The sequence below is a fragment of the Proteinivorax hydrogeniformans genome (genome assembly GCF_040515995.1).
Classification (GTDB): Bacteria; Bacillota; Proteinivoracia; order Proteinivoracales; family Proteinivoracaceae; genus Proteinivorax; species Proteinivorax hydrogeniformans.
Genome location: NZ_CP159485.1, coordinates 194743 through 214318 on the forward strand (window position 1 = coordinate 194743; position 19576 = coordinate 214318).

Consider the following 19576-nt stretch of genomic DNA (forward strand, 5'->3'; position numbering starts at 1 on the left):
AAAATAGCTTGAGAAACCTATATTAATAGGGATTGCTAATATACTTAAATTTGGCATACATTTTGCATAATATTAAAACAAATACAAATATAAAAGGAGTGGGAATTTATGACAGTTAAAGTTATGCACTGGGGTTTAGGAGCCATGGGAGGACAAATGGCAGAACTTATAGCCACAAAAAAAGGTATTACTTCGGTGGGGGCTATTGATTTAGACCCTAATAAAGTAGGCAAGCCTTTAGGAGAGATTTTTGAGGGACAAACTAACGACGTTAAAGTAAGTGATGATGCCAAAAAAGTACTCAGTGAAGAAGCAGATATCGTGATAATTGCAACCGGCTCATTTACAGAGGAAGTATATCCTTTAGTAGAGCAAGCTTTAAACAGCAAGAAAAATGTAATCTGTATCGCAGAAGAAATGGCATTTCCAGCACAGCAGCAGCCAAAGCTGGCAAAACAACTTGATGAGCTAGCTAAGGAAAACAATGTAACTCTTTTAGGAACAGGTATTAACCCAGGTTTTGTGTTAGACCTACAGATTATTGCTCTTACAGGTGTATGCTACGATGTTCAAAAAATTGAGGCAGCTAGAGTCAATGACCTATCGCCATTTGGACCGACTGTTATGAAGACCCAAGGCGTAGGAACATCAGTTGAAGAGTTTAACAAGGGTATCGAAGATGGAAGCATAGTTGGACATGTTGGTTTCCCAGAATCTATGGCCATGGTAGCTAAGTCGCTAGGCTGGGAGCTAGACGAAATTAAAGAAACCAAAGAGCCAATAATCTCAAACACCCATAGAAAGACAAAATATGTGGAAGTTCAACCAGGTATGGTAGCTGGCTGCAAACATATAGCTTATGGAATCAAAGATGGCGAAACAGTTATCAAAATGGAGCATCCTCAACAAGTTTTACCAGAAACGGAAGGAATTGACACAGGTGATTACATCAATATATTCGGAACACCAGAAGTAAGCATGGCAATCAAACCAGAAATTCCTGGTGGAATTGGAACGGTATCTGTGGCAGTAAACTCAATAGCTAACGTTATAAACGCAGAGGCAGGACTTGTGACAATGGCAGATCTTCCTGTGCCAGCGGCAATTATGGGAGATATCAAAGATAGACTAAAAAAGTAGGAGGTGGCCTGTAGTGTCTGTAACCTACCCAAAAGGAAGTTTCGTAGAAATACAAAGTGAGATTTTACCTCCGGGCAAAAGGGCTGACCACCTCCCGGAGGACACAAAAGCAACACCACTTACTATGAAGGTCAAAGGATTTCTACAAAAGCCAGGCAAAGAAGGGGAAACTGTACAAGTAAAAACAGTTATCGGTAGAATGCATCAAGGTGTTTTGGTAAATCCAAACCCAAGGCATACCCATGACTTCGGCGACATAGTAGAAGAGCTTTTTGAAGTTCAACAAAGCTTTAAAGACTTTCTAAAAGAAGGTGGTGATAGCAATGAATAATAGCTATAACGCCGTTATGAGCAGAAGAAATCAAATTATGAAAAAAGCCATCGGGTTAGACTACAGCCAGTTTCAACTATCAGATATAGCCTTTGATTATGAAAAAATGATGACTCATGGCGAATACAGCATAGACCGCATTGCCGAAATACAAAAAAGTCAAGGGGTAGGCAATACCCCCCTATACGAACTAAAAAACTTTACGGAAATTGCCCGAAAGTTAGCGCCGGCAGGCAAAGGAGCACGAATCTTTGTAAAAGATGAAGCGGCAAACCCTTCTGGAAGCTTTAAAGATAGAAGAGCAGCTGTTTCTGTATATCACGCCAAAAAGCACGGATACAAAGGTGTCATAGCTGCAACTTCCGGTAACTATGGAGCGGCAGTAGCATCGCAAGCAGCTATGCAGATGCTAGATTGTATCATTGTACAAGAGGCCTTTGACTCAAATGGTGTTTACCAGCCAGAGATAATGGAAAAGGGAAGAGCATGTGAAACATACGGAGCTGAAGTAATCCAGCTGTCAGTAGGACCTGAACTTTTCTATGTGTTTCTAAAAACACTAGAGGAAACAGGATACTTTAACGCATCGCTATATTCTCCCTTTGGAATAGCAGGTATTGAAACGCTAGGACTAGAAATTGCAGAGCAATGTAAAGAAATTGCAGGTAAAGCCCCTAGCAAAGTTATTGTTACTCACGCCGGTGGAGGCAACTTAACTGGCACAGCAAGGGGACTACAAAAAGCAGGTTGTACGAACACCGAAATTATTGGTGCCTCTATCGACCTAGCAGGGCTGCATATGGCCAGTGATAATGACTTTAACAGAAAATCATTCACAACAGGTCATACAGGCTTTAGCGTACCATTTACAACTTGGCCTGATAGAGCAGATGTCCCTAAAAATGCAGCAAGACCTCTAAGATACTTAGACCGCTTTGTAACAGTATCTCAAGGTGAGGCATTCTACGTAACTGAGATGCTAGCTAAGCTAGAAGGTATGGAACGAGGACCAGCTGGCAACACGTCCTTAGCAGCAGCTATAAAAATAGCTCAAGAAATGGACCAAGATGAAGTGCTAGTAGTACAGGAAACAGAATATACAGGAGCGGGAAAACATATAAATGCTCAGCTTTCCTTTGCAAAGGAAAACGGCATAAAAATCCAGCACGGAGACCCAGCGGAAAATGTGCCAGGTGAAAATATCATATTCCCAAAAGACCCATCCCTGATAAAAGTAAAAGAACATAGCATAGACAAACTTAGAAACACATATTTGAAAAATATTAAAAAGAACTTTGACATAACTGACCTAAAAGATGTTGACTGGAAGTTCTTAGAACAAGAACTAAACTGCACTAAGTCTCACATAAAAAACTTGTTGGGAAGGGAGAGTTAAATTTATGGAAAGAAAAGATAACTATCAAGAAAAAAGAGAACACTTAAAAGACTTGACAAATGAACAACTAGATAAAAGGTTTTGGGATCTTTTAGAAAAAGTTGCAGATCCTTTGGTAGACTTAGCTTCAAAAAATACCTCACCTGCGGTAGAAAGGTCTGTACTTTTGCGTATGGGTTTTTCTTCTCTCGATAGCAAAGCTATAGTGGAAAAGGTCTATGACGAAGGCTTACTAAAAAAAGGTGCCGGAAACGTAGTACTTAAACTAGCCCAAAAGCATGACGTAGACTATAAAAAAGCCGGAGAAATGATTATCGAAAATGAAAATGCAATCAAAGAAGCTAGAGAGTTATTTGGAGGTGTAAAATAATGTCTAAGATCGAAGAAAAATTAGATGTTAAAGAGATTTTAAAGGGCCTAGATAGTTACAAGCCCCGTCGCAAAGGCTGGACTTGGCGTAAAAAAGCCGAAGGAATTAAAATGGGACCTTTTGAATACAAAGATGTTTCAGAGCCTCTAGAAAATAGCTACGGACTTCCTTCTTCAAAATACTTTGGCCATATAGACCCACAACCAGATTGCGTTATAACTTCAGAAATTGCTTCTGGTCGGTTCGAAGATGACATTCGTCGGATGCGCATGGCTGCATGGCATGGAGCAGACCACATCATGGTTATAAGAACAGCCGGACAAAGTCACTATGACGGATTGATTGAAGGAACCCCAGAAGGAATTGGTGGGGTGCCAATTACTAGAAAACAAGTTAGAGCATCTAGAAAAGCTTTAGATATGATTGAAGACGAAGTTGGCCGTCCGATAAACCTTCACTCCTATGTCAGCGGTGTAGCAGGACCAGATATCGCTGTGCTGTTTGCTGAAGAAGGTATAAACGGAGCCCATCAAGACCCTCAGTATAACGTGCTTTATAGAAATGTTAACATGCAGCGTTCATTTGTAGATGCAGCTGTAGCTAAAAAGGTAATGGCCTCTGTCGATATGCTTCAGATAGATGGCGCTCATAACGCCAACGCAACAGCTAGAGAAGCGTGGAAGGTTATGCCAGAGCTTATGGTACAACACGGAATAAACTCAATGTTCTCCATGAAAGTTGGCATGGATAAAGAAAACATCTCACTTTCTACAGTGCCACCAACTGCACCACCTGCACCGTGTATGGACCTAGACCTTCCTTATGCAGTTGCACTAAGACAGCTATTTAAAGACTTTAAAATGCGTGCACAAATGAATACAAAATATATGGAATCTGATACCAGAGAAGCTACAGTAACTCACACACTAAACCTACTTATATCAAAACTAACTAGCGTGGATATCCAAAGTACGATAACTCCAGACGAAGGAAGGAACGTTCCATGGCACTATAATAGCGTTCACGCTGTAAACACAGCAAAGCAAGCTCTTATAGGAATGGATAGATTAAAAGACATAGTACAGCTTAAACCTGATGGCCCGCTTTGGGATAAGGTTAGAGAACTAAAAGAAAGAGCAATCCTATTCTTAGAAGAAATAGTAGAGGCAGGAGGATACTTCAACGCCGTAGAGGAAGGTTTCTTTGTGGACAGCGGACAGTATCCAGAGCGAAATGACGATGGCATTGTTAGAAAGTCTGACGGTGGCGTAGGCGCGGGAACTATAGTAGAACGGGACGAAGACTACTTCGCTCCAGTATGTCATCACTTCGGTGAAAATAACCTACCAGAAGGCATAGAAAACCCATGCGACCCTATCGAGGGATGTACACTGTGTAACCCAGATAAGATTGTTTACATCGACGAGCTAGATGAGGAAGATAACGCTCAAGTACGTATGGACTCCAAAAAAGATCATCGCCAAAAAGGCCTTCTATCACCAGAGGTAGAATGGTATGCTGACGGATACGTAAGCATGAACTTATTTATACCAACCTCTGAGCGAGTAGCAGAGTATGCCGGCATGGAGATGGCTAAAAAAATGGGCTTAACTGATGTTGAGGTTATTCACAAGCAGGCTATGCACCCATCAGAGGGAACCCTAGTTGAGATAAAGGGAAGATTAGATGTAGCTATTAATCCAGATGAGTTAAACATACCAGAAAAAATCCCTACTTTATCAGATGATGAAATCAGAGAAGATATCAAAAAGAAACCAATGAAAGTAGTGGCAGCTACCGTTGGAGAAGATGAGCATTCAGTTGGTATGAGAGAAATTATCGACATAAAACATGGCGGTATAGAAGGCTATGGAATCGAAGCTCATTATCTAGGAACGTCAGTACCAATTAGCAAATGTGTTGATGCTGCATTAGAAATTGGTGCAGATGCCATATTAATATCCACAATTATAACTCATGCAGACATTCATCGTATCAACATGTCTCGTCTTGACCAGCTTTGCAAAGAAAAAGGAGTACGTGACAAGTTGATTTTAGCAGCTGGTGGAACTCAAGTAACAAATGATATAGCTGTGGAGGAAGGCCTAGACGCTGGATTCGGAAGAGGAACAAGCGGAGCTGATGTAGCGTCCTTCCTAGTTAAAAAAAGAAGAGAAATGTAATTTAAAAAAGGGGGAGTAACGGTATGAAATTAGACTTAATAGTTGCAGAGATCGGAAGCACCACCACTGTTGTTAACGGATTTACAGGCTTGAACTCCCCCAATCCTACTTTAGTGGGACAGGGGCAAGGTCCAACGACTGTGGAGCAAGGAGATGTTACTCAAGGTTTAGAAATGGCCATTTCTAACTTAGCTAAAAAAGCCGGCGTTAAAGATGTTAAATATCATGACATGCTAGCTACTAGCAGCGCTGCTGGTGGTTTAAAGATGACCGTTCATGGTCTAGTATACGATATGACCGCAAGGGCAGCTAAAGAGGCTGCTTTGGGGGCAGGAGCTGTTATTAAAGACATTACTAACGGAAAGCTTAAAGATCGGGATATAGCTAGGATTCAAAAAATTAACCCTAACATAATTCTACTAGCTGGCGGTGTAGATTTCGGCGAAGAAGAGACCACCTTAGAAAATGCTTACTCACTAAGCAAGCTACCCTTAGATGTTCCGTTTATATATGGCGGAAACAAAAAGTTGACAGAAGAGATAGTTGAAGTCTTTGAAAAAGAAGGCAAAACTATCCGTCCGATAGAAAATGTGTATCCAGCCATAGACCAACTAAACATCGAACCAGCAAGGAGAATAATACAGGAAATATTTGAGCAGCATATCACCAAAGGCCCTGGCATGAGCAATATCAGGCAGATGGTAAACTCTAAAATTGTCCCAACACCGGGAGCGGTAATGATGGGAGCCAAAGCCCTTTACGAAGAGATTGGTGACCTAATGGTAGTAGATGTTGGGGGAGCAACCACCGACGTTCACTCTGTTACAGAAGGTTCAGAGGAACTAAGTCGTTTTAGAGTATCTCCTGAGCCGTTTGCAAAAAGGACAGTAGAAGGCGACTTAGGAGTGTATGTTAACAGCCAGAATATAGTTGAAATGATAGGGCAAGGCAAAGTAAGCGAATTAGCGGGTATTAATGAAGATGATCTAGAGAAAAACATCTTGCCAATCCCCGAAAATCAAAATCAAAGAAAGCTGTCTTCAATTCTTACTGAAAAAGCGGCCTGTGTAGCTGTTAACCGTCATGTAGGCAAGCTAAAAACACTTTACGGTCCTAGCGGTCGTTATAAAGTAGTGGAAGGCAAAGATTTAACTCAGGTTAAATGGATAATTGGAACAGGTGGCGCACTTACTAGACTTTCTGGCGGCACACAAACACTCAAAAAAGTTAAGCTCAACGTAAAAGGAGACCTCCTATTACCAAAAGAAGGAGCTAAACCACTTTTAGATAACGATTATAACCTTGGGGTTTTAGGGGTTATGTCCGCTAAATATCCAAAGGAAAGTATCCAACTTATGAAAAAGAGCTTAAAGCTCTAAAAAGGTGGTGTTAATTCTATGTACCCACAGATTGAGATTGATTTAAACAAGATTTCAGATAATGCTAAAGTTATGTTAGAAAAGTGTAAAGAACATGGCATTTATCCATGTGCTGTAACTAAAGTAACTTGTGCCGACGAACAAACAGCTGCAGCTTTGATTAAAAGCGGTTTCAATCAGCTAGCTGACTCTAGAGTGGAAAATATCATAAAACTTAAAGAAGCTTTTGGCGACAAGATCGAAACACTGCTTTTAAGGCTTCCTATGCTTTCAGACTGCCATCGTGTTGTTAAGTATTGTGACATCAGTTTAAACTCAGAACTTTCCACGATAAAAGAGCTAAACAAGCATGCAAAAGAGCAAGGTAAAACCCATAAAATCATCATCATGGTGGACTTAGGAGATCTTAGAGAAGGTATTTGGCCCAGCGATGTTTTAGAGCTAAAAGAGCAGGTAAAAAAGCTAAAGAATATAGAAGTTTTAGGTTTAGGGACAAACTTAACTTGCTACGGCGGTGTTATACCAACTAACAAAAACCTTAAAAAGCTAATTGAATTAAAAGAAAGTTGGGAACAAGATGGTCAACAAAGCCTAAAAATAATATCAGGTGGCAACTCTTCTTCAATAAACATCATGACCTCTAAGGAAATACCAGAAGGAGTTAACCACCTAAGATTAGGAGAAAGTCTGTTTTTAGGTAGAGAAACTGTAGCTAGAAACCATATTGAAAACACCCACCTTGATGTTTTTAAAGTTAAGGCGGAAATAATCGAGGTAAAAAAGAAACCATCGGTTCCTATTGGAACAATAGGCCAAGATGCGTTTGGAGAGACACCAACCTTTGAAGATAAAGGCGAACACCTTAGAGCGATAGCTGCCATTGGTCGCCAGGATATAGCCCTATCTATGGAACCCACTTCAAAGAACATTAAAATCATAGGCGGCAGTAGCGATCACCTTCTTTTAGAAGCAGAAAATGTAGATATAAAAGTCGGAGATATAGTGGAATTTGTACCGGAGTATGGAGCTTTGCTAGCAGCTATGACATCTCCATACGTTAGAAAGATTTATAAATAAAAATAAAATAAACAAATGAGGTGAAGATATGGGAAAATTTGTAGTAATTGCCTTAGGCGGTAACGCCATCTTGCAACCAAAGCAAAAGGGCACCGCTGATACCCAATATCAAAATATTTACGCAACCTGTGAGCACATAGCAACATTGTTAAAATCAGGCTACAAAGTGTTGCTAACCCACGGAAATGGTCCACAGGTAGGCAATATTTTACTTCAACAAGATGAGGCAAAAGATGTAGTAAGCCCAATGCCATTAGATGTATGTGGCTCTATGAGTCAAGGATTCATTGGCTATATGTTCCAAAGAGCGATGAGAAATGTGCTAAAGAAAAATAACATGGATAAAGAAGTAACCACATTAGTTACTCAAGTAAAAGTAGATAAAAATGACCCAGCTTTTGAAAATCCAACTAAGCCTATCGGACCGTTTTATACTGAAGACGAAGCAAAAGAGCTCATGACTAAAGGTTATGATATGATAGAAGATAGCGGACGTGGCTGGCGCCGAGTGGTGCCATCTCCAAATCCCATTGGAGTTATGGAAGAAAAAAGCATATTACAGCTTATCGAAAACGATAACTTAGTAATTGCATCAGGTGGCGGCGGAATTCCCGTTGTAGAAGGTGAAACTTTAGAAGGAATAGAAGCGGTAATAGATAAAGATCTAGCCGGACAAAAACTTGCTATGGATGTAAAAGCTGACTCCTTTGTAATCCTTACAGATGTTGATTATGTCTTTATTAACTACAACACACCACAGCAAGAGAAGCTAGGCAAAATTACCGTAGCAGAAATTGAAAAACTTGTAGAAGAAGGACATTTTAAAGCTGGCAGCATGGGACCAAAAGTAGAAGCAGCAATAAAATTTGCAAAAGCTACTGGGCAGCCAGCTATCATAGCATCACTAAATAGCGTGCTAGATGCACTAGAGCATAAATCAGGGACGATAATAGTTCCAGAATAAATCAAAGGGAGGAATTTAAAATGGCTTTAAACTTAAAAGGAAGACATCTATTAACACTAAAGGACTTTACACCTCAAGAAATTCAGTACCTACTAGATCTTGCAAAGGACTTAAAAACCAAAAAAAGATTAGGAATTAAGGAAAAATCTCTAGAAGGTAAAAACATCTGTTTGTTATTCCAAAAAACTTCCACTAGAACAAGATGTGCTTTTGAGGTTGCAGCTTTAGACGAAGGAGCTCATGTAACCTTCTTAGGTGCTAATGACTCACAAATGGGCAAAAAGGAATCCCTAGAAGACACCGCCAAGGTTCTAGGCAGATACTATGACGGTATAGAGTACAGAGGATTTGAGCAAAAAGTTGTCGATCTACTTGCTGAGCATGCTGGTGTACCAGTATGGAATGGACTTACTGATTTATACCACCCAACCCAAATTCTAGCTGACTTACTTACAATAATGGAGCATGTAGATAAGCCGCTAAGCGAAGTTAAGTTTGCTTATCTAGGTGATGCTAGAAACAACATGGGTAACTCACTTATGATTGGTGCTGCAAAAATGGGTATGGACTTTAGAGCAGTTGCTCCAAAAGAGTTATTCCCAGCTGAAGACCTTGTATCTGAAATGAGAGAGCTTTCCGATGAAACTGGCGCAAAAATTACACTAACAGAAGATATTGCTGAAGGTGTTAAAGATGCTGACGTAATCTATACTGACGTATGGGTATCTATGGGAGAAGAAGACCAGTTTGAGCAGCGTATCAAGCAGTTATCTCCATATCAAGTAAATATGGACATGATTAAAAAGACTAACAACCCAAATGTAATTTTCATGCATTGCCTGCCAGCTTTCCACGACACCGAAACCGTTGTAGGAAAAGAAATTGCAGAGAAATTTGATATCAAAGAAATGGAAGTTACAGACGAGGTGTTTAGAAGTAAGCACTCTGTGGTATTTGATGAAGCAGAAAACAGAATGCATACAATAAAAGCTGTAATGGTCGCAACCTTATAAAAAATAAAAGTTGAGGGTAACAAAATTATCCTCAACTTTTAAACTTAATTGACAACAAAAGATATAACAATAATTTACTAAGCAGTCTACTATGTAGTAGAGGAAAAAAGAGTTATGGGGGAATATAAAATGGCAGTAAATTCTGATATAGGCAAATTAAAAAAGGTTATTGTACACAGACCGGGGCAGGAGCTTGAGTATCTGGCGCCCCTATATTTAGAGGAACTTTTGTTTGATGAAATCCCTTGGCTGGAAAGAGCCCAAGAGGAACATGACTTATTTGTCAAAGAAATGCATAAAAATGGCACGCAAGTAATTTATATAACCGACTTGATTAAAGATGTGCTGATGGACGAAACCGTCAAAAGAAGCTTTATCGAAGAGCAGCTAAAACTTAGTCATATCGGCAATCAGCTCACCAAAGAAAAGGTAATAGAGCATCTGATGGAGCAAAACCCTGAATATGTTGCCAAAAACCTTATAAGAGGTTTTAAAAGAGGCTTCGTTAAGGAGCTAAAGGAGCCAGATTCGTTAGCTGATATAATCGAATCACCGTTCCCATTTTATCTATCACCTCTTCCAAGTATGTACTTCACTAGAGATCAAGGCATAACAATGGGTGATAAAATATTAATAAGCTCCATGAATAATGATTCAAGACGTAGAGAGACCCTTTATACCAAGTATGCAGTAAACCATCACCCTCTATTTTCCAACATAGAACCTCTTATGGAGGACAGATTGCCGGCGGGTCTAGAAGGTGGGGACTTGATAGTAGCCTCTGAAGACCTTTTAATTATCGGTCTTAGTGAAAGAACCACAGAACAAGCCATCGAAGCACTTTCAAAAGAACTTCTTATAGACAATCCTCGCTTTAAAGAAATACTTGTAATTCAAATACCATCTAAAAGAGCATACATGCACCTTGACACAGTCTTTAACATGATTGACTATGACAAGTTTGTAATGTACCCAGGCATAAAAGATAACACTTATACCTATCGTCTAACTGCAGGAAAAGACGGACAAGTTAAGGCAGTAAAAGCGGGAGACTTAAACGAAGCCCTATCAACCTCCCTTAAACGACCTGTTAACATAATCTATTCGGGAGGAAACGACCCAATAACAGCAGCTAGAGAGCAGTGGAGTGATAGCACGAACACCTTAGCATTAGCACCTGGTAAAGTGCTAGCCTATAATCGAAATACAGTTACCAATGCAAAGCTTAGGCGAGAAGGTATTGAGGTTGTCGAATTTGAAGGGTCCGAGTTAGTACGTGGGCGTGGAGGTTCTAGATGTATGTCAATGCCGATTGAAAGAGAGCCACTTAAATAGATTATTAAAAAAGCTAGTCCAAATGGATTAGCTTTTTTAATATTTTAAAAAAATGGCCTATAAAAACTTTAGGTTTTGTAATATAATTAAAACATGAGCAATTATTACGCTGATTTGGTAATGTAAAAGTCATATCAAGTTGATTTAAAAATGGGGGGAATTTGTGTGATAAAGAAAATTCTAGCAATCACAGTACTTCTGTTATTTTCAATTCCGGGCCTTGCCTTAGCAGAAGAAACCATGTTTTGGCCAGATGGATGGAGTTACTTTGATAGTGTGGGTAGTTTCCATAGAAGTTTCGGTGAAATGGATATTGTTCAAAAAGACGATCAGATATACTTTTTGACCCTTTCGGAGGAAAGAGACCATAACGTAAAACTTTCTCTACAGCAGTTTGACCTAACTGAACAACAAGTGGTGTCAACAGGCCCAACACTAAATACAAATAACAGAAACATCGAAGAACTATCCTTTGATAAAAAAGGGGATACTTTCTATATCAGCTGGATGACTGGCGCAAACGATTTGTATTATGCAACAATGACAGAAAGTGGAGAGGTTTCAGATCCAAAGCACATATATTCTGGGGACAGGGCGATGTACTCCATGAAATCATTTAATATTAATGACAAACAATACTACCTTTGGCGCGAGGTATATGATGGATCTGCTAATATTTTAAGTGGACACCTAGATGAAGACGGTAACCTAAGTATGTTTGAAGGGGTTTTTCTAGGTAATGATAACACAAACTACGTAAAAGACGTATATACAACTTCAGATAAAGCTGAGATTCTCTGGGTAAGTGATCAAACCCTAGATGGGTGGGGGCAAATAAACCTATTCTACACTATATATGATGGTGAAACAGTAGAAACTATACAGCTGCATGAATATGTTGGCATAAGCCCAGGTACTCCAAAGTTTGTTTCGGTGGGAGATGAGCTAAAGGTAGCTTGGAGACAAACGATAAGTATGCGATCAGGGGTGGAGGCTCTAAATCTTATAAGCCTAGAAGAAGGTGCACAGCCTAGACAAATTTTCAGCGGGCCTACTTTTAATAACTTTGACATAATAGAAACGAAGGACCAAAACCTAAAGTTAGTATTAGAAGTAAACCTTGGCTATGAACGAGAAATTTACTCTGCAAACGTAGACTTACAAGCTGAAGAACAAAACTTCCAAAGGCTAACATACGACTCTAGATTTTTTTGGACACCTAAACTAGTTCAGCACGATGGTTATCAAACAGTTTTATTTGCCGGTAGCGAAAGGCAAGATTTAGAGATATTTGCTATGAACAATAAATTTACAGATGAGCCATCTATGTGGAGGCAGCTTGGACTTAACGAAGATGGACCACTGTTTTCAGGATTTTACTTTGTGTTTAGAAACTTTATGTTTGCAGGTCTTTATACCATCGTATCTATACTACCTCTAATTGTAACTACAGCAATTATACTTACTTGTAGAAAATACGGCGTTTTCAATAAAGAAGGTCGTAGAACCGTTATTATTCAAATGATTTTCGGTTTTACCGTCCTTGCACTTTTTAGAGAGGCAAGGTGGGCCTATTTCTTTGAAAGGTTAGATGTATTTTTTGATCCTAGCTATACCTTTTATACCTTTGTAGCAACATCTATTCTGGTACTACTACCGGTCCATCTATCATCTATGTGGAAAGAGGACACAGGGATACCACTATCTTTAGCTTTGTTCATCTTTATAGATCAGCTGTTTATATCTCTACCAACTATTGTTTGGTATCAGTAAAAGTTAAGGAGGGTGTAATTTGGAGCTTATTTTTTTAGGAGTTGTAACCCTAGCAGTGGTGGGTACTATTTTTTGGATATGGGCCTTAATAGACATCGCTAAAACCCCCGCAGACGACTTTAGATACGAAAATGACAAACTAGTATGGCTTTTGATTGTGATTTTCGCATCATCTCTCGGCGCATTAATTTACCTTTTTGTTGGCAGAAAGCAACGTAAGTTTTTATATTAATCTAAAACTCAGCTAGGATTGATCTTAGCTGAGTTTTAGCATCTTTTTATAAATAATTTACCTATTAGACAAAATTCGTCAAAATTTAACCTATGAGGTTTACAAGATATATTATATAATAAGGTTATGGAAAGGGGACTAAAGAATGATAAAACAAAAAGAGTTTCCCGATACCTCTCCAAGCCTTGCCTTTATGATGTCTTTATTTTTGCCAACTTCAGGACAATTTTACAACAAACAATATTTTAAGGGAATAATAGCTATAGCGGTTCTTTTGTTAGCAATCAATTATAATCACAACTCATGGTTAATATATATAATATATTTGACGTTGGCTTTAGATTCTTTTTTAACTTCTAGGCGCTTTAGAACCCTTAATAAAGAAATTTTGTTTGTATATATAAGCGAAAAAGATAGGAAATAAATATTGAGCTTTAATATAGAAAAAGCTGCTATATTAAGTTTTGGAGGTTTTTAATAGTATGTGGCAATATATAACGACAGTCTTTCAACAGTTTAGAGTCTGGGATATAGTAGATATAGCTATAGTAGCCTTTGCCATATATAAGCTTACTATGCTTATCCGAGGTACTAGAGCAGTGCAGCTAATTAAAGGGCTAGCTGTTCTATTGATTGCTACGTTACTAAGTGACTGGCTAGGGCTAAATACCATTAACTTTTTGTTAAACCAAGTGCTAACCGTAGGCTTTGTTGCCTTGCCAATAATTTTCTATCCAGAGCTTAGAAGAGCTCTAGAACAGCTAGGCAGGGGCAAGTTTTTCAAAACAAGTTACATACAACCCGAACAGCTAGAAGGTGCTATAGATGAGGTGGTAGAGTCAGTGCTATATATGGCAAAAAGAAAAAGAGGTGCACTGATAGTCTGGGAACAAGAAACAGGCCTAACCGAGCATGCAGAATCAGGCATCGAAATCGATGCCAAAGCTACAGCCCAGTTACTTAATAATATCTTCTATGATAAAGCCCCGTTACATGATGGGGCAGTAATAATAAGGGGAGATAGGATAGTTGCAGCTAGCTGTTACCTACCCTTAAGTGATAACTCAAAAATAAGCGCAGAACTAGGCACAAGGCATAGGGCCGGACTTGGAATATCTGAACAAAGTGACTCTATAGTTATAATCGTTTCTGAAGAAACGGGTGCTATTTCATTAGCCAAAAATGGAAAACTAACCCGTTACCTTGATGAAAAAACTATAAGCGAAATGTTAAATTCACAGCTACAGAAAAATAATCAAAAACAAACTAATATCTTCCCTTGGAGGTAGTATAAAATGTTTAAAAAGTACAGCAGGAATATGGGGATAAGAGGTATTTCCATACTTTTGGCGTTAGTGCTTTGGCTGTTTGTGATTGGACAAATTGATGCAGGCACACCTCCAGAATACACCCGAACCATACCAAGTATGCCATTGGAAATGGTAGGAACTCAGCCTGAGTTTAACTATAGTTTGTATCCTTCTTCAGTAGATGTTGTAATTGAGGGAAGTCAGCAAATTATCGGAGAACAAGATGCATTAAGTCCCGAGCTTACCGTAGAGGTTGCCAACTTAAGCCCAGGTGTGCATAACATAGAAGTTAGCTCTAGGATAGCGGGAGGTAACATCAGGTCCATTTCTCCACGTTGGGTAACCGTTGTAGTGGAGGAAGTAATCACCCATCAAATGGATATTTCTGTAAAATCTGATGGTGAGTCACCTTTAGGTGAGCTAGAGGAGCTTGAGCTAGAAGTTACTGACGTTACCATAGAAGGGCCAATGAATAATGTGGAAAGAGTAACTGAAGTAGTAGCATTAGTCGACCTATCCCAAATTCAGCAAAGCCAAATTGTAGATGTGCCACTTCGGGCATTAAACATATACGGTGAAAGGGTTCAAGGAGTGTCACTATCACCGTCAAGTGTAGCAGTAAATGTCACTTTAGATTCGACATTACAACAATCTCAGCAAGATATAGAAGTTGAAAATCCACCAGAGGATTACGAATATGAAATTAGCCCTTCAAGGGTTGTTGTACAGTCAGTTGATGAAGAAAACCTAGAAGACATTACTGCTTTTGTAGATTTGCAAGACTTAGATCCAGGAGAACATAAGCTAGAGGTGCAAATTAGCTCGCCTAACGACATAGACATAGATGAGCTAATTATTCAGCCTGAAAATATAAAGGCAACTATAATTGATTAAGGAGTGGAATAATGGGAAAACTTTTTGGAACTGATGGAATTAGGGGAATAGCAAACAAAAAATTAACACCTCAACTAGCCTTTGATATGGCGAGATATGTTGGAAGCTACTTTGGTGAAAAAATTGAAGAAAAACAAAGGGTGTTAATTGGTAAAGATACAAGAATTTCTGGTGATATGCTAACGGCAGCCCTAGCTGCTGGTTTTAATTCAGTAGGCATCGACGTAGTTGATTTAGGAGTTGTCACAACCCCTACTGTAGCCTACCTTACAAAAGAAACAAACGCCCAGCTAGGTGTAATGATATCTGCTTCTCATAATCCAATGGAGGATAATGGGATTAAGTTCTTTTCATCTAATGGATATAAGCTTTCTGATGATGTAGAGATAGAGATTGAAAAACGTTACTTTGAAAAAGAAGAACTGCCTGAGATCATAGGCGAAGAAGTAGGAATATCAGTTAAAGATAGCTCCATGGTTTCAAAATATTTAGAGCACTTACTATCAGCAGTCTCTGTCGATTTTTCTGGGCTAAAGATTGTACTTGATTGTGCAAATGGTGCAAGCTTCGAGCTAGCCCCTAAGCTTTTCAAAAGCCTAGAAGCAGATACGGTAGTAATTAACGACAACCCCGATGGAACAAACATCAACAAAAACTGCGGCTCCACTGACATTACAAAACTTTCTAATGCAGTTAAAGAAAATAAAGCTGATCTAGGCCTAGCTTTTGATGGAGATGCCGATCGGCTGATAGCTGTAGATGAAAACGGTGACGAGGTAGACGGAGATAACATTATGGCTATATGTGCTGCAGCTATGAAAGAAAAAGGGGAACTCAAAAAAGACACATTAGTCGCCACTGTAATGAGTAACTTAGGCTTTGAACTAGCTTTAAGCGAAAATAAAATAAATCTTAAACGAACAAAAGTAGGAGATAGATATGTTTTAGAAGCTATGCAGAAAAAAGGCTATAACCTAGGAGGAGAACAATCGGGACACATCATCTTTTTAGACTATGGCACAACCGGAGACGGCCTGCTTTCAGCGATTAAGCTTGTAGAAACCTTAAAGCTAAAAAAAGCAAAACTATCTCAAGCCAAAACCCTAATGAAAAAGCTCCCTCAAGTTCTTATTAACACAAAAGTAGGAGATAAAACAAAACTAGACACATCACAAAAAGTGTCAGATAAAATATCTCAAATAGAAGAAAAGTTAGGCCAAGAAGGCAGAGTGCTAGTTCGAGCCTCTGGAACAGAAGAACTGATAAGAGTAATGCTAGAAGGAAAAGACCAACAAAAGATCCAAGCTTTAGCGGAAGAAATTATTGGTGTCATTAAGCAAGAACTATCATAAAATAATGATAGGCCAGACCGCTTATAAGCGCTTATCTTCGTTGTTGCAGTTTCCGGCCCAGACCAGTCACGTATTAATTATACGCTCCCGCCCTGCGCCAGCTTCTGCGCCTAGAATCTAAGCACTTCTAAGCGGTCTGGTGGGGTCGTTAAGAACAATAGTTGAACAATAGTTAAGCAGTAGATGAACGATAGTTAAACAATAGTGGAGCAGTAGTTAAGCAATAGTGGAGCGGTAGGACATTGTAAGGGGGCACAGTGCTCCAGCAGAACTCATTGGCATAAACCGAAAAAAGACAACAATCAGTCGTTGTATAATCGAACGATGGATAAGCAATAGTGGAACGATACTTAAGCAATAGTGGAGCAGTAGTTTAACGGTAGTGGAGCAGTAGTTAAGCAATAGTAAAGCGGTAGTCCCTTGTAGGGGGCGACCACTGTGTTGTCCATCATAAAATCAGAGGCCCAAACATTGTCAATTGTCCATTGTAAATTGTAAATTCGCTTGTAACTACCCCAAAATATCCCACCTACTGTTTATCCCTGTCTAACTGACCAACTGTCTGCTGTTCAACTAAATCACTAAAAAGGAGGTGATAAAAGAGCCAGGCGAAAAAACAAAAAGGAGGGGAACAAACACAAATCAGAAAAACGAAAAAAAGCGCCAGGACTTTGTTTATACAAAGTTGACGAGGAGAAGGTTTATCGAGGAATCGGCGGATGCCTTCCGGTCTGTCACGACCGTTAATAAAATCTTTAAACCCTTAAGGTGACTTAAGATACAAAGAGATTTTAGGTGACATTAAATTGAAAAACAACGATAAGAATATAAATAAAAGGTACCAAGGAGGAAATATATTTATGTGTGGTATTGTAGGATATATCGGCCCTAAAAAGGCCTCAGAAATATTAGTAGATGGATTAGCAAAACTTGAATACAGAGGTTATGATTCCGCAGGGATCGCAGTGCTAGAAGGCGGCAAAGTAGTTATGGACAAAAAAGAAGGCCGCCTCAAAAAGTTAGCAGATATTGTGGAGGGTAAATTTTCAGCTAACGTTGGAATTGGACACACCCGTTGGGCAACCCACGGCAAGCCTTCTGACGAAAACAGCCATCCACACTTTGACTGCAGCAAAAAAATTGCTGTAGTTCATAATGGGATTATCGAAAACTTCCACCAGTTAAAAGAAGAACTAAAAGAAGATGGTCATCAGTTTGATTCAGAAACAGATACCGAGGTAATTCCTCATCTAATCGAAGAATATTATAACGGAGATATGCTTGAAGCACTACAAAAGACTATTAAGCGCTTAGATGGCTCTTATGCTTTGGTAGTCATAAATCAAGACAAACCAGAAGAAATCTTTTGTGCTAGAAAAGATAGCCCTCTAGTTATAGGCGTAGGGCAAGGGGAAAACTTTGTCGCTTCCGACATACCTGCCATAATACAACATACAAAAGAAACCATAATCTTAGATGATGGAGAAATCGCCAAGATAACAAAAGACGCTGTCGAAATCATGGATTTACCGGGAAATAATGTGGAAAAAGAAATCTTAAAGGTAGATTGGGACGCTGATTCTGCGGAAAAAGAAGGATTCGATCATTTTATGTTAAAAGAAATCTACGAACAACCAACTGCCCTAAGAAACACCCTAAAAGACAAATTTGAAGGTGACAAAGTTAATCTTCCAGACTTAAATATAGATAGCGAGTACCTTAAAGGGGTTAACAAGATAGCTATAGTAGCGTGTGGGACTGCCTGGCATGCCGGCCTTGTAGGAAAGCATCTTTTTGAAACCTTATTAAGAATTCCTGTAGAAATCGATATAGCTTCAGAGTTTCGCTATAGAAATCCACTTGTAGATGAAAAAACCCTCGTTATAGTAGTAAGTCAATCAGGGGAAACTGCAGATACCTTAGCAGCAATGAGAGACTCTCAGAAAAAAGGTGCCAAAGTACTTGCAGTAACAAACAACAAAGGAAGTTCCATAGCCAGGGAATCAGAGTTTATCTTTCACACAATAGCAGGTCCAGAGATTGCAGTAGCATCGACAAAAGCCTACACCACCCAACTTATGGGCTTTTATCTAATAACACTATACTTTGGCCAACTACTAGGCAAAGAAATGCCAAAAGAACTTTACGATGGATTAAAAGAAATTCCAGTGCTAGCTGACAAAGTTCTCCAAAACACAAAAGACCAGCTAGATAAAATAACCGCACCTTTTGACGGTTGGGATAACTCCTTTTTCATAGGAAGAGGAATGGACTGGTACGTAAGCCAAGAAGGTTCGCTAAAACTTAAAGAAATATCATATATCCATGCCGAAGCATATGCAGCTGGAGAGCTAAAGCACGGCACTCTAGCCCTTATAGAGCAAGACATCCCAGTTGTTGCAGTGGCAACGCAGCAAGACATCTACGATAAAACAGTAAGCAACATTAAAGAAGTAAAGGCAAGAGGCGGGTACGTCATAGCAGTAGTGCAAGAAGGGGACGAAGACATAACCCATTCCGTAGATGAGGTAATAAAAATACCAAAAGTACCATCCCTACTAACTCCAATACTATCGGTAATCCCACTACAACTGCTATCCTACAAAGAAGCAGTTAAAAGAGGCCAGGATGTTGATAAGCCGAGGAATTTAGCGAAGTCAGTAACAGTAGAATAAGCGTGCCAGAGCGCTTATAAGCACTCATCTCCTTTGTTGCCCAACACTCAGAATGTCCTCACGTATTACTTATACGCTCCGGGATTCTGAGTGTCGGGCGCCGCGGATCTAAGCACTTCTAAGCACTCTGGTGGGGTCGAAATACACGAAAA

17 protein-coding genes are annotated in these 19576 nt (G+C 39.4%); all 17 read left to right on the forward strand.

What is annotated here, in order from left to right; genetic code table 11:
- The first annotated feature begins 108 nt into the window (after positions 1–108).
- The 17 genes from ord to glmS all read left to right on the forward strand — a co-directional run bounded on the left by ord (position 109) and on the right by glmS (position 19424).
- Positions 109–1140: a 2,4-diaminopentanoate dehydrogenase gene (gene ord, locus PRVXH_RS01060; RefSeq protein WP_353893468.1), complete on the forward strand. Its 1032-nt coding sequence runs from the start codon at positions 109–111 to the stop codon at positions 1138–1140.
- Between the two features lie 13 nt (positions 1141–1153).
- Positions 1154–1471 carry a 2-amino-4-oxopentanoate thiolase subunit OrtA gene (gene ortA / locus PRVXH_RS01065; RefSeq protein ID WP_353893469.1) on the forward strand — a complete coding sequence of 106 codons (318 nt, stop codon included), beginning with the start codon at positions 1154–1156 and terminating at the stop codon, positions 1469–1471.
- A complete protein-coding gene (gene ortB / locus PRVXH_RS01070; RefSeq protein WP_353893470.1) occupies positions 1464–2867 on the forward strand; it encodes a 2-amino-4-oxopentanoate thiolase subunit OrtB in 1404 nt (467 codons plus the stop codon). The genes ortA and ortB overlap by 8 nt, the downstream gene beginning before the upstream one ends.
- Positions 2868–2871: 4 nt before the next feature.
- A complete protein-coding gene (locus PRVXH_RS01075) occupies positions 2872–3237 on the forward strand; it encodes an ornithine aminomutase subunit alpha (protein ID WP_353893471.1) in 366 nt (121 codons plus the stop codon).
- Positions 3237–5420 carry a D-ornithine 4,5-aminomutase subunit OraE gene (oraE, locus tag PRVXH_RS01080; RefSeq protein ID WP_353893472.1) on the forward strand — a complete coding sequence of 728 codons (2184 nt, stop codon included), beginning with the start codon at positions 3237–3239 and terminating at the stop codon, positions 5418–5420. The genes PRVXH_RS01075 and oraE overlap by 1 nt, the downstream gene beginning before the upstream one ends.
- Before the next feature lie 23 nt (positions 5421–5443).
- A complete protein-coding gene (locus PRVXH_RS01085) occupies positions 5444–6799 on the forward strand; it encodes a GlmL-related ornithine degradation protein (protein ID WP_353893473.1) in 1356 nt (451 codons plus the stop codon).
- Positions 6800–6817: 18 nt separating this feature from the next.
- Positions 6818–7876 (forward strand): alanine/ornithine racemase family PLP-dependent enzyme, encoded by a 1059-nt coding sequence (locus PRVXH_RS01090; protein ID WP_353893474.1) that lies wholly within the window; start codon positions 6818–6820, stop codon positions 7874–7876.
- A 28-nt stretch (positions 7877–7904) separates the two neighbouring features.
- Positions 7905–8840: a carbamate kinase gene (gene arcC, locus PRVXH_RS01095; RefSeq protein WP_353893475.1), complete on the forward strand. Its 936-nt coding sequence runs from the start codon at positions 7905–7907 to the stop codon at positions 8838–8840.
- Between the two features lie 20 nt (positions 8841–8860).
- The gene (gene argF, locus PRVXH_RS01100; RefSeq protein ID WP_353893476.1) at positions 8861–9853 is read left to right on the forward strand and encodes an ornithine carbamoyltransferase; all 993 of its coding nucleotides are present in this window, start codon (positions 8861–8863) and stop codon (positions 9851–9853) included.
- A gap of 129 nt (positions 9854–9982) precedes the next feature.
- Positions 9983–11188, forward strand: a complete 1206-nt coding sequence (locus tag PRVXH_RS01105) for an arginine deiminase (RefSeq protein WP_353893477.1) — start codon at positions 9983–9985, stop codon at positions 11186–11188.
- A 165-nt stretch (positions 11189–11353) separates the two neighbouring features.
- A complete protein-coding gene (locus tag PRVXH_RS01110; RefSeq protein ID WP_353893478.1) occupies positions 11354–12961 on the forward strand; it encodes a hypothetical protein in 1608 nt (535 codons plus the stop codon).
- 19 nt (positions 12962–12980) lie between these two features.
- Entirely contained in the window at positions 12981–13193 is a 213-nt protein-coding gene (locus PRVXH_RS01115) for a PLD nuclease N-terminal domain-containing protein (RefSeq protein ID WP_353893479.1), read from the forward strand.
- Between the two features lie 145 nt (positions 13194–13338).
- Positions 13339–13617, forward strand: a complete 279-nt coding sequence (locus tag PRVXH_RS01120; protein ID WP_353893480.1) for a DUF5683 domain-containing protein — start codon at positions 13339–13341, stop codon at positions 13615–13617.
- Positions 13618–13675: 58 nt separating this feature from the next.
- Positions 13676–14482, forward strand: a complete 807-nt coding sequence (gene cdaA / locus PRVXH_RS01125; RefSeq protein WP_353893481.1) for a diadenylate cyclase CdaA — start codon at positions 13676–13678, stop codon at positions 14480–14482.
- 6 nt (positions 14483–14488) lie between these two features.
- Positions 14489–15397, forward strand: coding sequence for a CdaR family protein (locus PRVXH_RS01130; protein WP_353893482.1), 909 nt, complete (start codon positions 14489–14491; stop codon positions 15395–15397).
- Positions 15398–15408: 11 nt separating this feature from the next.
- Positions 15409–16749: a phosphoglucosamine mutase gene (glmM, locus tag PRVXH_RS01135; protein WP_353893483.1), complete on the forward strand. Its 1341-nt coding sequence runs from the start codon at positions 15409–15411 to the stop codon at positions 16747–16749.
- An 860-nt stretch (positions 16750–17609) separates the two neighbouring features.
- Positions 17610–19424 (forward strand): glutamine--fructose-6-phosphate transaminase (isomerizing), encoded by a 1815-nt coding sequence (glmS, locus tag PRVXH_RS01140; RefSeq protein ID WP_353894524.1) that lies wholly within the window; start codon positions 17610–17612, stop codon positions 19422–19424.
- The last annotated feature ends 152 nt before the right edge of the window (positions 19425–19576 follow it).